This window comes from Rhodococcus sp. p52, assembly GCF_000763325.2.
Classification (GTDB): domain Bacteria; phylum Actinomycetota; class Actinomycetes; order Mycobacteriales; family Mycobacteriaceae; genus Rhodococcus; species Rhodococcus pyridinivorans.
In genome coordinates this window covers 1,992,052-2,009,212 of record NZ_CP016819.1, presented here as the reverse complement: position 1 = coordinate 2,009,212, position 17,161 = coordinate 1,992,052, and the positions used below count along the sequence as shown (strand labels likewise).

Annotated in this window: 18 protein-coding genes, 1 tRNA gene and 1 pseudogene; 7 read left to right on the top strand and 13 right to left on the bottom strand. The window is 67.3% G+C overall.

The window, feature by feature from the left end:
* Window positions 1–15 precede the first annotated feature (15 nt).
* Window positions 16–885 (bottom strand): ribokinase, encoded by an 870-nt coding sequence (locus IM25_RS09345; protein WP_006551877.1) that lies wholly within the window; start codon window positions 883–885, stop codon window positions 16–18.
* 71 nt (window positions 886–956) lie between these two features.
* Window positions 957–1,568 carry a TetR/AcrR family transcriptional regulator gene (locus IM25_RS09340; protein WP_033096856.1) on the bottom strand — a complete coding sequence of 204 codons (612 nt, stop codon included), beginning with the start codon at window positions 1,566–1,568 and terminating at the stop codon, window positions 957–959.
* Between the two features lie 134 nt (window positions 1,569–1,702).
* Here IM25_RS09340 and IM25_RS09335 point away from each other — a divergent pair, with 134 nt between their 5' ends.
* The 4 genes from IM25_RS09335 (at window position 1,703) to IM25_RS09320 (ending at window position 3,322) form a co-directional block, all read left to right on the top strand.
* Window positions 1,703–2,176 carry a general stress protein gene (locus IM25_RS09335; RefSeq protein WP_006551879.1) on the top strand — a complete coding sequence of 158 codons (474 nt, stop codon included), beginning with the start codon at window positions 1,703–1,705 and terminating at the stop codon, window positions 2,174–2,176.
* 168 nt (window positions 2,177–2,344) lie between these two features.
* Window positions 2,345–2,599: a hypothetical protein gene (locus IM25_RS09330; RefSeq protein WP_232333432.1), complete on the top strand. Its 255-nt coding sequence runs from the start codon at window positions 2,345–2,347 to the stop codon at window positions 2,597–2,599.
* Window positions 2,600–2,721: 122 nt separating this feature from the next.
* Window positions 2,722–2,949, top strand: a complete 228-nt coding sequence (locus tag IM25_RS09325) for a hypothetical protein (protein ID WP_019290082.1) — start codon at window positions 2,722–2,724, stop codon at window positions 2,947–2,949.
* 85 nt (window positions 2,950–3,034) lie between these two features.
* A complete protein-coding gene (locus IM25_RS09320) occupies window positions 3,035–3,322 on the top strand; it encodes a hypothetical protein (RefSeq protein ID WP_006551882.1) in 288 nt (95 codons plus the stop codon).
* A 32-nt stretch (window positions 3,323–3,354) separates the two neighbouring features.
* Here IM25_RS09320 and IM25_RS09315 read toward each other — a convergent pair.
* A tRNA-Thr gene (locus IM25_RS09315) sits at window positions 3,355–3,429 on the bottom strand.
* A gap of 145 nt (window positions 3,430–3,574) precedes the next feature.
* Between IM25_RS09315 and IM25_RS09310 the strand changes: the two are divergent.
* Window positions 3,575–4,972, top strand: a pseudogene (locus tag IM25_RS09310) (threonine/serine ThrE exporter family protein); the annotation flags it as partial.
* Between the two features lie 366 nt (window positions 4,973–5,338).
* On the opposite strand, the gene IM25_RS09305 reads toward IM25_RS09310, so the two are convergent.
* The 3 genes from IM25_RS09305 to IM25_RS09295 all read right to left on the bottom strand — a co-directional run bounded on the left by IM25_RS09305 (window position 5,339) and on the right by IM25_RS09295 (window position 7,997).
* A complete protein-coding gene (locus IM25_RS09305; protein WP_006551884.1) occupies window positions 5,339–5,575 on the bottom strand; it encodes an MbtH family protein in 237 nt (78 codons plus the stop codon).
* The gene (locus tag IM25_RS09300; protein WP_033096857.1) at window positions 5,572–6,963 is read right to left on the bottom strand and encodes a lysine N(6)-hydroxylase/L-ornithine N(5)-oxygenase family protein; all 1,392 of its coding nucleotides are present in this window, start codon (window positions 6,961–6,963) and stop codon (window positions 5,572–5,574) included. Before IM25_RS09300 ends, IM25_RS09305 begins: the two co-directional genes overlap by 4 nt.
* A gap of 233 nt (window positions 6,964–7,196) precedes the next feature.
* Complete coding sequence (locus IM25_RS09295; protein ID WP_033096858.1) at window positions 7,197–7,997, bottom strand: alpha/beta fold hydrolase; 801 nt, start codon at window positions 7,995–7,997, stop codon at window positions 7,197–7,199.
* Between the two features lie 195 nt (window positions 7,998–8,192).
* On the opposite strand from IM25_RS09295, the gene IM25_RS09290 reads away from it, so the two are divergent.
* Both IM25_RS09290 and IM25_RS09285 read left to right on the top strand, forming a co-directional pair.
* Window positions 8,193–8,402 (top strand): hypothetical protein, encoded by a 210-nt coding sequence (locus IM25_RS09290; protein ID WP_016692417.1) that lies wholly within the window; start codon window positions 8,193–8,195, stop codon window positions 8,400–8,402.
* 85 nt (window positions 8,403–8,487) lie between these two features.
* Window positions 8,488–9,999, top strand: coding sequence for an alpha,alpha-trehalose-phosphate synthase (UDP-forming) (locus IM25_RS09285; protein ID WP_065995981.1), 1,512 nt, complete (start codon window positions 8,488–8,490; stop codon window positions 9,997–9,999).
* A 10-nt stretch (window positions 10,000–10,009) separates the two neighbouring features.
* Here IM25_RS09285 and IM25_RS09280 read toward each other — a convergent pair whose 3' ends face one another.
* The 7 genes from IM25_RS09280 to IM25_RS09250 are packed head-to-tail and all read right to left on the bottom strand — an operon-like array spanning window position 10,010 to window position 17,161.
* Entirely contained in the window at window positions 10,010–10,639 is a 630-nt protein-coding gene (locus IM25_RS09280) for a hypothetical protein (protein WP_033096859.1), read from the bottom strand.
* Window positions 10,636–11,148, bottom strand: coding sequence for a hypothetical protein (locus IM25_RS09275; protein ID WP_033096860.1), 513 nt, complete (start codon window positions 11,146–11,148; stop codon window positions 10,636–10,638). Before IM25_RS09275 ends, IM25_RS09280 begins: the two co-directional genes overlap by 4 nt.
* Window positions 11,148–12,560 (bottom strand): MCE family protein, encoded by a 1,413-nt coding sequence (locus IM25_RS09270; RefSeq protein ID WP_033096861.1) that lies wholly within the window; start codon window positions 12,558–12,560, stop codon window positions 11,148–11,150. Before IM25_RS09270 ends, IM25_RS09275 begins: the two co-directional genes overlap by 1 nt.
* A complete protein-coding gene (locus IM25_RS09265; RefSeq protein WP_033096862.1) occupies window positions 12,557–13,774 on the bottom strand; it encodes an MCE family protein in 1,218 nt (405 codons plus the stop codon). The genes IM25_RS09270 and IM25_RS09265 overlap by 4 nt, the downstream gene beginning before the upstream one ends.
* A complete protein-coding gene (locus tag IM25_RS09260) occupies window positions 13,771–15,090 on the bottom strand; it encodes an MCE family protein (RefSeq protein ID WP_033096863.1) in 1,320 nt (439 codons plus the stop codon). The genes IM25_RS09265 and IM25_RS09260 overlap by 4 nt, the downstream gene beginning before the upstream one ends.
* On the bottom strand, window positions 15,087–16,145 hold the full coding sequence (locus tag IM25_RS09255) for an MCE family protein (RefSeq protein WP_033096864.1): 1,059 nt from the start codon (window positions 16,143–16,145) through the stop codon (window positions 15,087–15,089). The genes IM25_RS09260 and IM25_RS09255 overlap by 4 nt, the downstream gene beginning before the upstream one ends.
* Window positions 16,142–17,161 (bottom strand): MCE family protein, encoded by a 1,020-nt coding sequence (locus IM25_RS09250; RefSeq protein WP_033096865.1) that lies wholly within the window; start codon window positions 17,159–17,161, stop codon window positions 16,142–16,144. Before IM25_RS09250 ends, IM25_RS09255 begins: the two co-directional genes overlap by 4 nt.

Here is a 17,161-nt window from a genome sequence, read left to right as displayed (position 1 = left end):
TAGTTCCTCGCCGTGTCAGCGATCGGAGCGGCGGGATGCGACCAGCCGGGCAGCGTCGGCCGATGCCCGGCGCGCTGCCGCGAACAGGTCCTCCCCCGTGCCGAGCAACGCGGCGAGCGTGCCGGCGAAATGATCGCCCGCCCCCGTCGTGTCGACGACCTCGACCTGCGGGACCCGCAGATGTTCGATCGCGTCCTCGGTTCCGACCACGACGTCCTCCCCACCACGGGTGATCACCACGGTGCGCACCTGTTCGAGCAGGCGGGTCACGATCGCGTCGAAGGGGGTCCCTGCGGGAAGACCCGCGTAGTGCAGGGCTTCCTGCTCGTTGAGTACGAGCGGATCGGCGCCGGCGAGGACGTATTCGTCCAGGTCGATCACCGGGCTCGGATTGAGCACGAACCGGCGGTCGTGATCGCGCGCCCACTGGGCGGCGGCCCAGGTCACTGCGGGGAGCAGCTCGAGTTGGGTGAGCACCACCGCGGGATCGAGGGCATCGAGTGCTGCGGTCACGTCCTCGGCCTCGAGCAACGAATTGGCCTCGGGTACGACGACGATCCGGTTCTGCCCGTCGTCGGAGACGAGGATGACGGCCCGGCCGGTCGGGCCCGGTGTGGTGCGCAGATGGGAGGTGTCGACCCCTGCCCTCTGTTGCACGCCGCGCAGTACGTCAGCGGCATGATCGCTGCCCACCGCGCCGACGATGGCGGTGGGAGCCAGGCGGGCAGCACCGATGGCCTGGTTCGCGCCCTTGCCTCCCGGATAGGTGCGCAGATGCCGGCCGAGTACCGTCTCACCTTCTTCGGGAGCACGTGCCACGACGACCGTCAGGTCGAGGTTCAGCGATCCCACGACCGCCACCACGCATCGACTCGACTCGGTCACGGGTCGAGCCTACGACCGATCGACCTGCGGGGCGGGCCTACGATCGATCGACCCGAAGGGCGGGCCTACGATCACTGCGCCTGCGGGTCCGGTTCCAGTTCGGGGCAGACGATGTGGACGACCTCGTCCGCCCAGGACTCCCCCACCTCGCCGTGACGCAGGTAGGCGCCGAGATACGCGCCGACGAGCATCGAGACGGCGGTGTCGACGTCGATGTCCTTGCGGATCGCGCCCGACTCGATCGCGGCGCGGAGCACGTCGGCGACGACCTCGCTCCGGGCATTGATGATCTCCCGGATCGACTCGGTGAACTCGGGTTCCTGGTCGGTGAGCAGTGCGCCGACACTGCCCATGCCCACTTCGTTCGACAGTCCGCGACGGATCAGCTCGAGGGTCCATTTGACGCGGTCGTAGACGCACAGCCCGTCGGGCACGCACGGGGAGGCGACCTGCGAGTGCAATGCCGCGTCGAGGATCTCCTCACGGTTCGCGTAGCGCCGGTAGATCGTCGTCTTCGCGACGCCCGACAGCGCCGCGACCGCCTCGACGGTGACGCGGTTGGGCCCGTGAAGCCGCAGGATCTCGAGCGCGGCCTTCACGATGCGCGCGTCGGTCCCGGCACGCTCCTTGACGGGGCGCCGCGACGTCAGGGCCACGGATTCCGTCTCGACCTCGCCCACCATGTCTACATCCTCCTCGCGCGGGCATACACCCGCAGGATTCCCGAGTCTCCCCGACAAGGCGACCCCGAATCAAACACTACGAAACGATACGCTACGATGAGCGTATCGTTCCAATCGTCGACGAAGGGGAACGCATGACAGATATCTACGCACCGACACCCGGGCACTACACCGAATCCGAAACCGTCCTCGAGAGCTACCGCACCTACGACGCCGTCGAGAGGGCCATCGACCACCTGTCCGACGAAGGCTTTCCCGTCGAGTACCTGCGGGTCGTGGGCCAGGGAGTCACCACCGTCGAACACATCGAAGGCCGCATGACCAACGGCAAGGCCGCCCTTCGCGGCGCCGCCGCAGGCGTCTGGACGGGCCTGCTCTTCGGTCTGCTCCTGGCACTGCTTCTGCCTGCCACCGGCATGGCCACCGTGATCCTCACCGCTGTCGTCTTCGGCGCGGTGTGGGGCGGATCACTCGGCTTCTTCACCCACTGGAGCACCGGGGGACGCCGCGACTTCGTCTCGAGAAAGAGCATCGAGGCCTCGCGCTACGACCTCATGGTCGATTCCGAGTTCGTCGATCAGGCGCGCGAGAAGCTCGCACTGCGCTGACCGGCCATTGTTTCTCCGATTCGAGAACCTCTTCGCCCACGCCGACCGGCGTGGGCGAAGTCGTTTCTGGTGGAAAGAACAACACGAAAGGGATATTCCACCCGAATCGCCACATTCGTCCGATGCGGATAATCCGTGTTTGCCCGGTCGATTCTTTCCACTGATGGCATGATTCGAGTTATGGCCGGATCGTCGAATACTCCCCCGAAGCCTGCTGTGGGCTCGAAGGTCGTCGTACGCGCGGGTGTCGCGGGCACCAAGGCCTGTCCCGGCACGATCGTCGAAGACTTCGGTCCAGCACAGGAAGCCGTGGGCGACAAGCTGGGTCGCGACTGGGCGCGCGTGCGCCGCTGGGCTGTGGCGCTCGACGACGGACGGCTGATATTCGTCGATATGGACGCATTCGAATCCTCGAAGTCCTGATATCCGATCCATTTCGTCACTTCCGTATTCACACGCCCCTGCAGTGACATGCGGAGGGTGAACAACCGGGTGAACTGCGGCGGATCCGTTGACGCTCCGTGCGCCCGAACCGTTCTCCGGATATGACCTGGATCGGTTGGCCGCTGCTCGGATGGCTCACGGCATCCCCGGTGGTCGCCCTCGTATTCGGGCGCGTCGCCGCGGCGCACGACCTCCACGAGGCGCCGCACACGATTGCGCCGGTGATCGACCTGTCCGAGCGCCGAGCACGCCGCCTCGGTGAACACCACTGGCCGGAGCAGGACGGCAACGGCCCGGCAACCCTCCCGGAGCCCCGTCTTCCGATGTAAATTGTCCTTCTCGCCTTCGACGGGACAGGGATCCGGTCCGGGCGAACACCCGCCCGTGCATGTGTGCCTCCCGGATCGAGGGACGATGACCGCAGACCGCTTCACCCCGGTCCCGCCCCGCAACGGCGCCGGAAACACGGCACTGACCGCAGGGATCGTCGCGCTCGTCTTCGCCTTCGTACCCGTCATCGGCGACTTCGTCGCGATCCCCGCAGGTCTGGTCGCAGTGGTGTGCGGATGGATCGGTCTCGAACGGGTCGACAGGGGCACGGCGACGCATCGCCGCGAAGCTCTGATCGGTGCGTGCCTCGGCGTCGCGGCACTGTTCGCCGTGTTCGTGGTCTTCGCAGCGGTTCACAGCAGCACCGGATGAAACAGGCCCGCGCGGTACGCGACGGGCCCTACTGGAGCCCCCTGTCAGGATTGAACTGACGACCGCTCGCTTACAAGGCGAGTGCTCTACCACTGAGCTAAGGAGGCACAGAACTCGACGGTCGCGGACGACGCGTGAGCGACGCCATCATATAGCGCGTCACACTCTCGGCGCGCACCCACCCGCCTTCGTTACGGTGGATTGCATGCCCCCCCTCCCCGTTTCCCCCAGCCGTACCGGAGGCCGCGGACGGTGAGCCGCTTCGACGACTTCCTCGATCGGGTTCTCGGTACCCGCCGCGCGACCATCGACGCGGTCACCGAGGCGCCGGCGCCACTGCAGCCGATCGACCTGACCGATGATGCAGTGGTCGCCGAGGCGCTCGACGTCGCCGTGCGTGTCGGTGAGGTCCTGCTCGCGTCGGGCACCGGCGCGATCGACACCGCCGAACAGGTGCGGTTCGTCGCTGCCACCTACGGTCTGGCGCAGTGCGACGTCGACGTCACCTACAACTCGATCGTGCTGTCGGCCTATCGCGGACCGACCATGCCGCCGTCGAGCACGATGCGGGTGGTGCACTACCGCTCGATGGACTTCACGCGGCTCGCGGCCGTCGACCGTCTGCCCCGCCGCGTCCGCCGCGACGCGATCTCCCCGGCGCAGGCGCACGAAGAACTGCTCGCCATCACCACCAAGGCGCATCCGTACAACCGTTGGGTGGCGACGATCGCGTGGTCGGCGATGGCCGCCTCGATCTCCGTGCTCCTCGGCGGCGACGCGCTGGTTGCGCTCGTCGCCTTCGGTTCGACGTTCGTGATCGACCGCGTCAACCGCAAACTCAACGCGGCCGGGTTGCCGTTCTTCTTCCAGCATCTGGTGGGCGGCATCGTCGCGACAGCCCCGGCGATCACGCTGTACGGGATACGGGAGACGATCGGGATCGAAGTGTCACCGGGACTCATCATCGCGGCCGGCGTGACGGTGCTGCTGTCCGGTCTGTCGCTCGTGGGTTCGGTGCAGGACGCCATCACCGGGGCCCCCATCACGGCGTCGGCGCGTTTCTTCGAAGTGCTGATGATGACGGGCGGCATCGTCGCGGGTGTCGCGACGACCCTTCGGGTCGCGTCGGTGTTCGGCGCCGAACTCCCTCTCATCAGTTACGAGGCACTTCCCGACCTCACACAGCTGCCGACGAAGATCCTCGCCGGTGCCGCGGCGGCGTTGTTCTACGCCGTCGCCTGCTACGCCGAACGTCGCGCTCTCACGGTCGCCGCGCTCGCCGGCGCCACCGGCAGCCTCGGCTACCAGCTCGCGCTCGGGTTGTCGCTCGGTCCGATCATCTCGTCGGCGCTGGCCGCGACCGTCATCGGTTTCGCCGGTGGTCTGATGGCCCGCCGCGCGCTCACGCCACCGCTGGTCGTCGCGGTCGCCGGCATCACGCCGCTGCTGCCCGGTCTCGCCCTCTATCGCGGCCTGTACGCGATGCTCCGCAATCAGATGGCCACCGGCATGACGGCGCTGTTCTCGGCGTTCGGTATCGGGTGCGCGCTCGCCGCGGGTGTCACGCTCGGTGAATGGCTCGCCCGCCGCACGCGCAACCCGCGCGGTGTCCTCCGCGTCGGCGCGCTGCGTCGCCCGCAGCTGCGGCGGATCCCCCGGATCCGGCTCGACAAGAACCGCCCGGTGTGGCGTCCGGCGCCCGGCCCCGCCACGGGTCCCATCCCGATGGGATCGCTGCACACCGGCCCGATACCCACAGCTCCCGCGACGGGCCCCATCGCGACGGGACCGATCGCCACCGGTCCGATCGCCACCGGCCCGATCACCACCGGTCCGATCGCCACCGGCCCGATACCGACGGGCCCGATCGCGTCGGGTCCCCTGGCCACGGGCCCGATACCTCTCGACCCACACGGGTCGTCGTCGGGCCGGGAGGCAGGATCGTCCGTACAAACGACGAGAGCCACGCTGCGCTTTCGGCGCGGGCGTGACTCTCGGCGGATCTGACGGAAGCGTTCAGCTGCCCTGGCGGGCCTTCTCGTCGGCTTCCATTGCGTCGCGAAGGCTCTTCGGACGCATATCGGTCCAATTCTGCTCGACGTACTCGACGCAAGCGGCGCGCGACTCTTCGCCGAATACCACCCGCCACCCCTGCGGAACCTCGGCGAAGGTCGGCCACAGCGAGTACTGCTCCTCATCATTGATGAGGACGTAGAAGCGGCCGTCTTCGTCGTCAAATGGATTCGTGCTCATCTCGCCTCACTTGTTGCGTAGGTGTGATGGTCCGATATCCTACCAAGCTCGTCGATTCCTCCCCCGGCTCCGGGCAGACGGAGCTCTCGGCGTTCGACGATCGAGGTCAGGATCTCACCCGCGCGGATCGCTGCGTTGGACAGCAACGACGCGGTCAGACCGTGTGTCTTCTCGGTTCCGCCCTGCAGGTAGACGTCGGCCGTGACGTTCTCGGGCAGCGGCAGACGGTAGTCGCGGGCGACGGACAGAACGGGTGCCTCGGGCGCGAGATCACCCAGCAGCGGCGCGAGAGGCGTGGGCTCGAAGCCGGTCGCGAGGACCACCGCATCGCACTCGAGGGTCTCGGTGTCGCCTTCGAGATTGTCGCGGATCTCGACGGTGACTCCCGCCTCGCTCTCGATCGCCGACACGACCTCCGAGGCACGACGCATGAACAAGCGGCGACGACCGCTCACCCGTTCGCGGTATTCGGTCGCGTAGAGCGCCTCGATGAGTTCGGGCGAGACGACCGAGTAGTTGGTGCTGCGGTGCAGGGCGAGCAGACGCTCACGCTCGGACAGCGGGGCCGCGTGCAGTTCGTCGACGACCTGCGGGTCGAAGATGCGGTTCGCGTACGGGCTGTCGTCGGCCGGGCTGTACCCGAAGCGGTTGAAGACGTTGTGGACCTCGGCCTGCGGGTAGTGCGTGTGCAGGTACTGCACGACCTCGGCCGCGCTCTGCCCCGCACCGACCACCACGAAGCGCTGGTGCTGCGGCTCCGGCATGTCCTCGATGTGGAAGAGGAAGTGGTGGTTGTGGAAGCAGCGGGCGGACTCGGTCGCCCACTTCGGGAGCCGGGCACGCAGTCCGACTCCGACCACGACGCTGTGCGCGTACACGACGGCGCCGTCGGCGGTCCGCACGGCGAACAGATCGGCGACCCCGTTGTGGTTGCGGACGGTCTCGACCGAGACGACCTCGAGTCCGTAGCGGACGTCGGCGTCGACGCGCGTGGCCGCCCACTGCAGATAGTCCTGGAACTCGTGACGTGTGGGGAAGAAGGTCTGGTGGTTGACGAAGTCCACGAGACGGCCACGGTCGTGCAGGTAGGAGAAGAAGCTGTACGAGCTAGCGGGGTTGCGGAAGGTGACCAGATCTTTGGGGAACGCGATCTGCATCGTGGCGCCCTCGAGCAGCATGCCCGGGTGCCAGGCGAAGGCCGACCGACGTTCGAAGAAACGTGCCCGGATCGCCGAGGAGGGGTTGTCGGTGTTGTGCTCCTCGACGGCGATCGCGAGCGCCAGGTTCGAGGGGCCGAAACCGATACCGACGAGGTCGAAGACGTCTCCTTGCGAGTTGCCCTCCGACCTCCCCGCGTCATCGGCGACAAGGCTGGAACGGTCGGTCATCACTCAACTTCCGTACTAGGGGGTCCGGAGGGGCCCGTGATCGGTTCGTACGAGACTCGAAGGTAGCTCAGGCTAACCTTTGTTCGGTGAGCGTACCAGTGCCCGACGGTCCGCGGGACGTCCCGATCTCCCGGATCACAGGGACCTTCGTCGCATTTCGACGACGGCGGGGGCGGTGGATCGTCGCCGATCCCACCGCGCCCGCCTGCGATTTCCCGTGTGAAGGGACTCCTCTAGGAAGCCAGGAAGTCCACCAGGATCTTGTTGACCGCCTCGGGCCGCTCGAGATAGCCGTAGTGCCCCGCGTCCGGGATCTCCTCGTAGCGCGCACCCGGAATGGCGTCCGCCACCTCGCGCGACAGATAGGCCGGGATCATCCGGTCGTCGGCGAATCCGACGGCCAGGCACGGCACGATGATGCCGCGGTAGGCCGCGCGCCGATCGAACTCCCGGTCCATGCCGAGCTGCGCGCGCACGCCCGCCGACACCTTTCCGCCGCTGAACTCGAAGACGTCGAGCCAGTCGCGGGCGGTGTGCTCGTCGGCCAGCGAGGCCGGCGACAGATTCATCACGGCCGTGACGGCGGCCTGATACTTCGGCGGCAGTTCGACGCCGCTGTCGTAGAGCTGCCGCTCGCCCTCGGTGAGCGTCAGCTGGAATTGGTCCATGCGGGCGTGACCGGCCAGGAAAACGGCCTTGCGGACGAGTTCGGGACGGGCGAGCGTCAGCTCCTGCGCGACACGCGCACCCATCGACGTGCCGATCACGTAGGCGGGGCCGCCGAGCAGTTCGATCAGGCCGGCGGTGTCCTTCACCAGGTCGTCGATGGTCATGCCGCCGAGGCTCTCGCCCGACGGTGCGATGCCGCGGTTGTCGAAGGTGGCGACCCGGTAGCCGGCCTTGACGAGCGCGGGCACCTGGTGCAGATCCCACACGCGCCCCGGACTACCCGTTCCCATGATGAGGACGACGAGATCGCCCGTTCCCTTGACCTGGTAGTTCAGCGGGATGCCGTTCACGGTGGCAATGGGCATGAATACCTTCCTCGACGAGAGCGCGGTTGTGCGCCGCGGGTCGGCGCTGTGACGTCGTGCGCCGGAAACACACACGGTGTACCTACTGCACGACCGTCCTACGGTACCGCGACGTAGACGTGCAGGACCGTGCCAGGACCGCCCTCGGAAGGCGGGTGGCGGCGAGCTGTCCGATTCTCCTAGAGTCGAAGGACGATGCGTGCTCGCACAGAGCAGCGACCCCGGGAGGACATCATGGCCGCGGACCCGACCACCGCGAACGACATCGCCGACGAGGATCTCGAACCCGTCGCCGACGAAACCGCACGACAGGCGCAGCGAGTCGTCGCTGCCTACGCAGAGAACGCGGACGAGTGCCGCATGCTGCTGTCGATGCTCGGCATCGGTCCCAGCGACAAGCACTGACGAGCTCGACACCCATCCCGGTGCCGATGTCGGCACCCACACTGCCGGGCCGGCGACGGCACCGGCCCCGAAAGAGGACCACAACGTGACAGCAGGCGAAGCGGACGCAGCGGGGAACCACGACTCGCACGCCGGGTCGGACTTCGTGGTCGTCGCCAATCGCCTGCCGGTCGACCTCGAACGGCTTCGCGACGGCACCACCCGCTGGAAGCGCAGTCCGGGCGGGCTCGTCACCGCACTCGAGCCGATCCTGCGTTCGAACAACGGCGCCTGGGTCGGCTGGGCCGGCGTGGCCGACGCCGAGTCAGGCGTCATCGTCGAGGACGGGCTGACCCTGCACTCGGTGCGGTTGAGCACCGAGGACATCGCCGAATACTACGAGGGGTTCTCCAACGCCACGCTGTGGCCGCTCTACCACGACGTGATCGTGCGTCCGGAGTACCGGCGCGAATGGTGGAACTCCTACGTCGAGATCAACCGCCGCTTCGCCGAGGAGACCGCGAAGGCCGCCTCGGAGGGCGCGACCGTCTGGATCCAGGACTACCAGCTGCAGCTGGTGCCGAAGATGCTGCGGATGCTCCGTCCCGATCTGACGATCGGCTTCTTCCTGCACATCCCGTCCCCGCCGATCGAGCTGTTCATGCAGCTGCCGTGGCGCACCGAGATCGTGGAGGGTCTCCTCGGCGCCGACCTCATCGGCTTCCATCTTCCCGGGGGTGCCCAGAACTTCCTGTATCTCGCCCGACGTCTGGCAGGTGCCCAGACCTCACGCGGTAACATCGGCATCCGGTCCAAGCTCGGCGTGGTCCAGGTCGGCTTCCGCTCGGTGCGCGTCGGCGCTTTCCCCATCTCCATCGAATCGGGCCGGCTCGACCAGCAGTCGCGGAGCAAGGCCATCCGCGATCGCGCCAAGGCGTTGCGCAAGGAACTCGGCAACCCGAAGACGATTCTGCTCGGCGTCGATCGCCTCGACTACACCAAGGGCATCGACGTGCGGCTCGATGCGGTGCACGAACTTCTCGCCGAGGGTCGCATGGACCCGAAGGACACCGTGATGGTGCAGCTCGCGACCCCGAGCCGGGAGCGCGTCGATTCCTACGTCCACATGCGCGGCGAGATCGAGCGGACGGTCAGTCGCATCAACGGTGAGTACGCCGAGGTGGGGCGTCCGGTGGTGCACTACATCCACCGCCCGGTCCCCCGCGACGAGCTCATCGCGTTCTTCGTCGCGGCCGACGTCATGCTGGTAACCCCCTTGCGCGACGGCATGAACCTCGTCGCCAAGGAGTACATCGCGTGCCGCAGCGATCTCGGCGGCGCGTTGGTGCTCAGCGAGTTCACCGGTGCCGCAGCCGAACTGCGGCAGTCGTTCCAGTGCAATCCGCACGACCTCGAGGACGTCAAGGACAAGATCCAGGCCGCGATCGAGGTGCCGCGCGAGGACGGCCGCAAGAGGATGCGTGCGCTGCGCCGTCAGGTGCTCACGCACGATGTGGATCGCTGGGCCCGTTCGTTCCTCGACACCCTCGCCAACACCGGCGCCGCCGGACGCGCGCTGATCGCGCCGGGTGAGGCCGGCGAACCCGACCCCACCTGACGGCTCTCTTCTAGATCGGGGTCAACCGGCTGACGAGCCAACGCCCGTCCTGCTTTTCGAGTTCGACGCGCACCCGACTGCCGCTGCTCACCGCTTCGGGGTTCTCCGAACTCGTCGTGATCTGGTTGAGGAACAGCAGGGTCACAGCGTTGTCGGCGTCGGCGGAGACCACCGACGACGCCTGCACGCTCACCTGCACGCTGATCGCTTTCTCCTTGGCGCCCGGCGCGATGATGTTCTTCATCAGATTCGTGTACTCGTCGCGGAAGTCGCCGGTGAGACCCTCCGCGGCGGCGTCGGTCTGCGCGTCCACCTGGTCGTGGGTGTAGGCGAGCATCGCGACCGCCTGTTCCTCCGCAGCGACCCTTGCCTCCGTCCGTGCCGTCTCGGCGGCGGACTGCTGGACGGTGCCGTAGGCGAGCCATCCCACCAGGACCGCGAAAACCACTGCCACGAAAGACAATCCGATCGCGATGTGTGGCAGGTACGAGGCCTTCGGATCCGAAATCGCGTCCGGGACGGAGGTGTCGGCGGCCGAGGTCTCGGCGGCGGTGGATCCGTCCTTCTCTGCGGTCCCACCGGACACAGTGTCATCGGTCGTCTTGTCGAGCGTCACGCGATCGTCCTTCTCGTCGGTCACGGCACGAACTCCACCTTCGACGCCAACAATCTGCCGTTCTCGTCGCAGATCGTCACCCGCAGACGGAAGTCACGTGCTTCGGGTTCGGTCTGGTCGGCGTTGCTCACCATCGCGCGGGAGGCGACGAGCGACGACGCGCACGTGCCGTCCTCGTTCTGGATCCCCGCTTCGAGGACCTCACCGGTGGTGTCGACACCCGCCTGTTGCACGACCTCCACGAAAGGTCCTTCGCGGCCCTCGAACTCGGCTTTGAAATCACCCGTCGCGCCGTCGAGCAGACGGGCGACGTCGGCGTCGGCGGTGTCGGCGTTGATGGTGGTCAGGTTGAGCACCGTCTGCCGCGCGGCCTGCAGGTACGCCTCCCGCCGCTCGTCGCGTTCGTTCGCGGACTGCCGGTCGACGATGAGCCAGGCCCCGACCGCCACGAGCGCGATGACCAGTACGGACGCGATGATCGCGACCGGCTTGGCCCATGCCGGCGTCGTCTTCTTGTCGATCTCGTCTGCCATCAGCCCTGCTGCGCCTTCATGTAACTCTCCAAGCTCCGATCTCCACCGAGATCTGCGTGCGTGTACACGGTGCCGTCGGGACCAATGTACGTCCCGGTCTGCGGATCGATCCGTCGCGCCGCGACCCCCGCGGGAGCCGTGTCTTCTCCCCCGCCGTAGGAGGCGGGCGTGGGTGCGACATTTTCCGAGGCCACCGGCGTGGGCGGCCCGGTCCACGGATTGTCCGAGTAGGTGGGGCTGTACCCGGTGCGGCACGTGTCGGGCGTCGGTGCGCGACGGCCCGGGTACTCCATGCACGGCAGGTTCCGGGCACCGCGGATCGCGTTCGGATAGTCCTGCGGCAGTTGGCAGAAGACGTCGCCCGGGGTGTCGACCATGGACGTGTCGGCCGGGCTGCGCCACTGTTCCGGCGGCACGAAACCGGCCAGACACGGCGGCGGATCGTGCAACTGCAGGTGGAAGTCCACCACGGCACCGTCCTCGGGCGGGCCGTCGCCGGCCGCGGTGATCAGGGCCGTCGTCATCGGCGGGTACAGCACCAGGATCTGCTCGATGCCGGCGTTGTAGATGACGCCCACCTCGCCGACGCTCACCAGATTCGCGAGCAGCAGCGGCAGCGTCGGTTTCAGGTCCTGCAGTAGCGATTCGGCTTCGGCGGCAGCGCCCGGTCCGATGTCGAGCAGGGCCCGCAGGTCGGGGTCGCTCTCGCGCAGACGATCGGTGAACGTCACCATGTCGCGTGTCCACGACCGGATGGCGTCGCTCGTGACCACCTGCGTGTCGAGCAGCGGACCGATCTGGTCGATCAACTGCCGTGTCTCGGCACTGTTCGCCGAGGCCTCCTGCACGAACAGGCGCGTCGAGTCGATCAGTTCCTGCAGTTCGGGTCCGGAACCGTTGAAGGCGTCGAACGCCTCGTCGACCACGGTCTGCAGTCGCGTGTCGCCGATCGAGGCGAGCAGCACGTCGGCCTGGTCGAGCAGGGCACCGACCTCCTGCGGCACCGTCGTGCGGTCGACGGGGATCACGTCGCCGTCGGCCAGACGTTCGCCGCCCGAGCCGTCGGCGCGGGGCACGAGATCGACGTACTGCTCACCGACCGCCGAGACGCTGCGCACCGCCGCGTCGACGTCGGCGGGGATCTTCGCATCGCTGTCGATGGACAACGTCGCCTCGACGCCCGTCGGCGACAACGAGACGCTCCGGACGGTGCCGACGGTGTTGCCGCGGTAGGTGACGTTCGAATGCGGGTACAGGCCACCGGTCGACTGGAGTTCGACGACCACCTCGTACCGCCCGACCCCGAACAGAGCGGGCAGCCGCACGTACATCAGCGACATCACGACGAGTCCGACGACCGTGAGGATCGCGAAGATCGTGAGCTGGATGCGGACGAACCGCGTGAGCATCATGGCGCGGGCACCCCCAGGGGCAGGCCGGGAATGGTGATCTCACCGATGCCGGGGATCGTCAGTTTTCCTTCGGGACCGGGCGGTGGCGGCGGTGGCGGCTCGAGCGGCGCACGGAACGGATCGGTCGCCTGCGCAGCGAGTCCCGCGTCGCGGCCGAGGATCCCTTCCGGACCCGCGAGGCGTCCCGCGAGTGGCGTCCCGGACAGGAAGTTCAGGTCGAGGCGTTCGAGACTGAGGTCGATCGTCATCGCGAGGTTCGCGTAGTCGCCGCGGATGATGTTGTTGATGCCCGCCTGCGGGAAGGGATAGGTGAGCAGCACACCGAGCACCTCGGTCAGGGCACTGCCCGAATCGGCCAGGGCCTTCAACGTCGGCGCGAGCCCCTCGAGATTCGCCTTCAGGTCGTCGTTCGAGGTCTCCACGACCCGGCTCGCCACGGTGCTCATCTCGCCGAGCGAACTCATCGCGGCCGTGAGGTTCGAGCGCTGATCGGCCAGCACCTCGAGCGCGGGCGGCAGTTCCTCGAGAGCCCGGACGAGGGTCGCGTTCTGGTCGTTCACGGTCGCCGCCAGACGGTCCATGCCCTCCAGCGCGGCGATGATGTCGCCGCGCTGCGTGTCGAGGGTCGACACCAGTTCGTCCAGGCGCGGGAGCAGGTTCCGGATCGAGTCCTCCCGGCCGACGAGCGCCGCGTTCAACTCGGTGGTGATGTCGTTGATCTGCGCGAGCCCACCACCGTTGAGCACCACCGACAACGACGAGAGCGTCTGTTCGGTGGTCGGATACGCACCGGCGCGTTCGAGCGGGATGACGTCGCCGTCCTCGAGCCGGCCCTCCGGGGGTTCGCCGACAGGCGGAATCAGTTCGAGGTGCTGCGATCCGAGCAGACTCGTCTGCCCGATCCGGGCGAGCGAGTTGGCCGGAACGATCACGCCTTCGTCGAGCGAGACCGTCACGAGCGCGTGCCAGCCGTCGAGTTCGATCCCCGAGATCGACCCCACGGTGACGTCGTCGACCCGCACGGGCGAGTTCTGGGTCAGGGTCGTCACGTTGGGCATCTCGATCTGCACCCGGTAGGCGCCCTCCCCGCGGCCGGCGGTGCCGGGCATGGGAATCGAGTTGAGCCCGCCCCACTCGCACGCGGTGAGCGTCGTGCCCACCGCGACGGCAGTGACCGCGACGCCCAGGCGGCGGAACATCGATCGGCCGGTCATCGTCCTCCTCCCGGCTGCAGCAGGGAACCGAGATCCTGCGGGACCTGCAGCGACGGCAGGCCGCCGAGGATCCCGTCGAGCGGCGACGCCGCTTCCGACAGCGACGGTCCGGGTGCGGTGCCACGTCCTTCCGACGCCCCTTCGAGCCAGGGTTCGGTGTAGACGATGTCGCCGTCGAAGGCCTGCACACCGGCGAGCGGATTGACCAGCAGCGGAAGGTAGTTGGCGTTGATGGACGACAGCACCGGTCCGAGCTGCTGGCGGCACAGTTCCTCGCTGCGTTCGGAGGTCGCGTTGGCGGCGGCCGCGACCGACCCGCACATCCACTCGACGGGGTTGGCGAGGTTGTTGATCGCGAGTGCGCCCGTGAGCGAACCCTGCGCGGGCTTGTAGATGTTGTAGAAGTTCGCGAGGGAGGTCGGGCCCGAGTGCAGCACCCGCTCGATCTCGGGACGTTTGCGGACCAGCACCTCGGTCGCATCGGCCAGCCGCTCCACCGATTCGGTGAGCTCGGCCCGGTTGTCCTGCACGAACCGCTGTACGTCGCCGACGGCGATGTTCAACTCGGACAAGGAGACACCGAGCTGGTCGGAGCTCTGCGCGAGCACGTCCGAGACCGACGCGAGACGACCGCCGAACTGCACGATCTGTTCGTTGCTCGACGAGAGGACCGATACGAAGGTCTGCAGGTTGCGGATCGTCGAGAACAGATCGGTGCGTCCCTCCGAGAGCGTGCGCATCGTGTCCGACAGCTCCCGAAGGGCCTCGCGCACGGTCTGCCCGTTGCCCTCGAGATTCTCGGCCGCGGTGTCGATGAACCGGCCGAGAGATCCCTGCGGATCGAGTTCCTCGGGACCGAGCGCTTCGGACAATCGCATCAGTTCGGTCTTGATCTGGTCCCACTCCACGGGAGAGGCCGTGCGCTGCATCGGGATCGTCGTGCCGTCCTCGATCGTCGGACCACCCGAGTAGACCGGGGTGAGCTGGACGAAACGCGCCGAGACGAGGCTCTGCGCGATGACGACGGCCTTTGCGTCGGAAGGGATCTCGACGCCGCTGTCGACCTGCATCGTCACGCGCACGAGGTCGTCGCGGGGTTCGATGTCGCTGATGCGTCCCACCGACACTCCGAGCACCCGCACGTCGTCGCCCTCGTACAGGCCGCTGGTGGAAGCGAATTCGGCGTGGATGGTGCGCTTGCCGAGGTCCGGCAGGACGAACACGGCGAGGGCGCCGAGCACGACGACGGCACCGATGATCGCCGCCATCAGCCAGGGTGGGCGCCGCCGGGTCGTTGCGGCGGTATCGGTACTCATTCGCCGTCCCTCTTGATCGTCGGGGGTTCGTCCGGGATCACGTCCTGCAGATCCTCGGGGAGGAGATCGGGTGCGACCTGGCTGTCCACCACGGCCTTCCACCACGGTGCCGGCAGGATGTTGGACACATAGGCGTTGAAGAACGGTCCGCTGGCGACGGATTCGCCGAGTGCGCTGATGTACGGGCCCAGACCGTCGAGTGCGCCGGCGATGTTCTCCTTGTTCGCCTGCAGGTTGGCCGTCACGAGGTTGAGCTTCTCGAGCGTCGGTGCCATCTGCGCCTGGTTGTCCTGCACGAGGCCGGTGAGCTGACGCGAGACGGACGAGATGTTCGCGATCAGTTCGGTGATGGCGTCGCGGCGCAGACTCAGTTCGCCGAACAGCGCATTCGCGTCGACGATGAGCGCGTTGACCTGGTCGCTGCGCTCGGCGAGGATGCTCGTCACGCCCTCGGCGCGTTCGAGCAACTGGTCCAGCGATTCGTCGCGGGCGTTGATCGACTGCGACAGGCGGGTCATGCCCTCCAATGCGCCCTGGATCTCGGGCGGGGTGTTCTCGAGCGACTGCGACAACGCGTCGAGCGACTCGTTGATCCGGTCGGTGTCGAGTTCGGAGACCGAGGTCGTGAGGTCGCCGAGAGCGTCGGTCAGCGAGTACGGCGAGTTGGTGCGTTCGAGCGCGATCACCGAGCCCGGGCGCATCACGCCGTCGCCACCGGGGCGGAGCGCCAGGGACTTCCGACCGAGAACGGTGTTGGTCTTGATGTCGGCACCGGTGGTGTCGCCGAGCCCGATACCGTCGCGGATACGGAAGGTGACCAGCACGGCCTGATCGTCGAGCCGCACGTCGGTGACGTCGCCGACGTTCACGCCGGCGAGCATGACGTCGTCGCCGGGGACGAGGCCACCGGCGTCCTGGAAACGGGCCGAGTAGCTCAGGCCACCGGAGAGGAAGTGCAGCTGGTCGTACTGCAGACCGGCGAGCACGATCGCGGCGGACACGGCCAGGCCGATGATGCCCGTCCGGATGTAGTTGGGGTCACGAGGTGCACTCATTCGACCTTCGCACACCTTCCCGTGTCGTGGTTCGCCGTGGTGTACCGGATGGTGGTGCCGTCCGGTCCGGAGAACTTGAAAGTATTGGCACAGAGGAAGAATTGGAAGAAGTTTCCGTATGCACCCACGCGGATGAGTTTCTTGTAATCGGAGGGCAGGCGTTCGAGCGTGCGGTTGATGTCGTCCTTGCCGAGGTCGAGCTGGGTCATGGTGCGGTTCGTCTCGGCGATGACCGTCTGCAGGTCGGGCCGGTTGTTCTGCAGCAGTGCGGCGAGATCCGCAGTGCCGGTAGCGATCTGCGGGATCGACGCGCCGATGGGATCACGGTCGGCGGACAGCCCGCCCACCAGGGTGTGCAGTTGTTCGATGGTGTTCTCGAACTCGCGATCGTGATCGTCGATCGTGCCGAGGACGGCGTTGAGGTTGTCGATGACGTCGCCGATCAGCTGGTCGCGGTCGGCGAGGGAGTTGGTGAACGAGTTGGTGTTCCCCAGCAGCGACACGAGCGTGTCGCCCTGACCCTGGAAGACCTGCAAGAGTGCTCCGGAGAGGTCGTTGACCTGCTGCGCGTCGAGGCCCTGCAGCAGCGGCTTGAACCCGCCGAGGAGCAGGTCGAGGTCGAGGGCCGGTTCTGTCTGCTCGATCGGGATGCTGCCACCGGCGGGCAGGACGTCGACGCTGCCGGCGCCTTCGAGCAGTTCGAGATACCGGTCGCCGACGAGGTTCTCGTACCGCACGGTGGCGCGGGTACTGGTGAACAGCGTGTGCTTCGCGTCCACGTCGAACTCGATCTCGGCGGTGTTGTCGGGGCCGATGTCGACCTTCTTCACGGAGCCGACCTGCACCCCGGCGATGCGGACCTTGTCGCCGGTACCGAGACCGGAGACGTCCGTGAAGGTGGCCCGGTAGTTCTCGGTGCCGGTGAACCGCGCCTGGCTGAACACGACGGCGAGCCCGGCGAAGATCAATGCCATCGTGATGGCGAAGATCAGGAACTTGACGGTGGTCGCTCTCAT

Bases quoted from the DNA above. Each gene is read 5' to 3' on its own strand.
- IM25_RS09340 (WP_033096856.1), bottom strand. From the start codon at position 1,568: ATGGTGGGCGAGGTCGAGACGGAATCCGTGGCCCTGACGTCGCGGCGC.
- IM25_RS09335 (WP_006551879.1), top strand. From the start codon at position 1,703: ATGACAGATATCTACGCACCGACACCCGGGCACTACACCGAATCCGAA.
- IM25_RS09330 (WP_232333432.1), top strand. From the start codon at position 2,345: ATGATTCGAGTTATGGCCGGATCGTCGAATACTCCCCCGAAGCCTGCT.
- IM25_RS09325 (WP_019290082.1), top strand. From the start codon at position 2,722: ATGACCTGGATCGGTTGGCCGCTGCTCGGATGGCTCACGGCATCCCCG.
- IM25_RS09320 (WP_006551882.1), top strand. From the start codon at position 3,035: ATGACCGCAGACCGCTTCACCCCGGTCCCGCCCCGCAACGGCGCCGGA.
- IM25_RS09305 (WP_006551884.1), bottom strand. From the start codon at position 5,575: ATGAGCACGAATCCATTTGACGACGAAGACGGCCGCTTCTACGTCCTC.
- IM25_RS09300 (WP_033096857.1), bottom strand. From the start codon at position 6,963: ATGACCGACCGTTCCAGCCTTGTCGCCGATGACGCGGGGAGGTCGGAG.
- IM25_RS09295 (WP_033096858.1), bottom strand. From the start codon at position 7,997: ATGCCCATTGCCACCGTGAACGGCATCCCGCTGAACTACCAGGTCAAG.
- IM25_RS09290 (WP_016692417.1), top strand. From the start codon at position 8,193: ATGCGTGCTCGCACAGAGCAGCGACCCCGGGAGGACATCATGGCCGCG.
- IM25_RS09275 (WP_033096860.1), bottom strand. From the start codon at position 11,148: ATGGCAGACGAGATCGACAAGAAGACGACGCCGGCATGGGCCAAGCCG.
- IM25_RS09270 (WP_033096861.1), bottom strand. From the start codon at position 12,560: ATGATGCTCACGCGGTTCGTCCGCATCCAGCTCACGATCTTCGCGATC.
- IM25_RS09265 (WP_033096862.1), bottom strand. From the start codon at position 13,774: ATGACCGGCCGATCGATGTTCCGCCGCCTGGGCGTCGCGGTCACTGCC.
- IM25_RS09260 (WP_033096863.1), bottom strand. From the start codon at position 15,090: ATGAGTACCGATACCGCCGCAACGACCCGGCGGCGCCCACCCTGGCTG.
- IM25_RS09255 (WP_033096864.1), bottom strand. From the start codon at position 16,145: ATGAGTGCACCTCGTGACCCCAACTACATCCGGACGGGCATCATCGGC.
- IM25_RS09250 (WP_033096865.1), bottom strand. From the start codon at position 17,161: ATGAGAGCGACCACCGTCAAGTTCCTGATCTTCGCCATCACGATGGCA.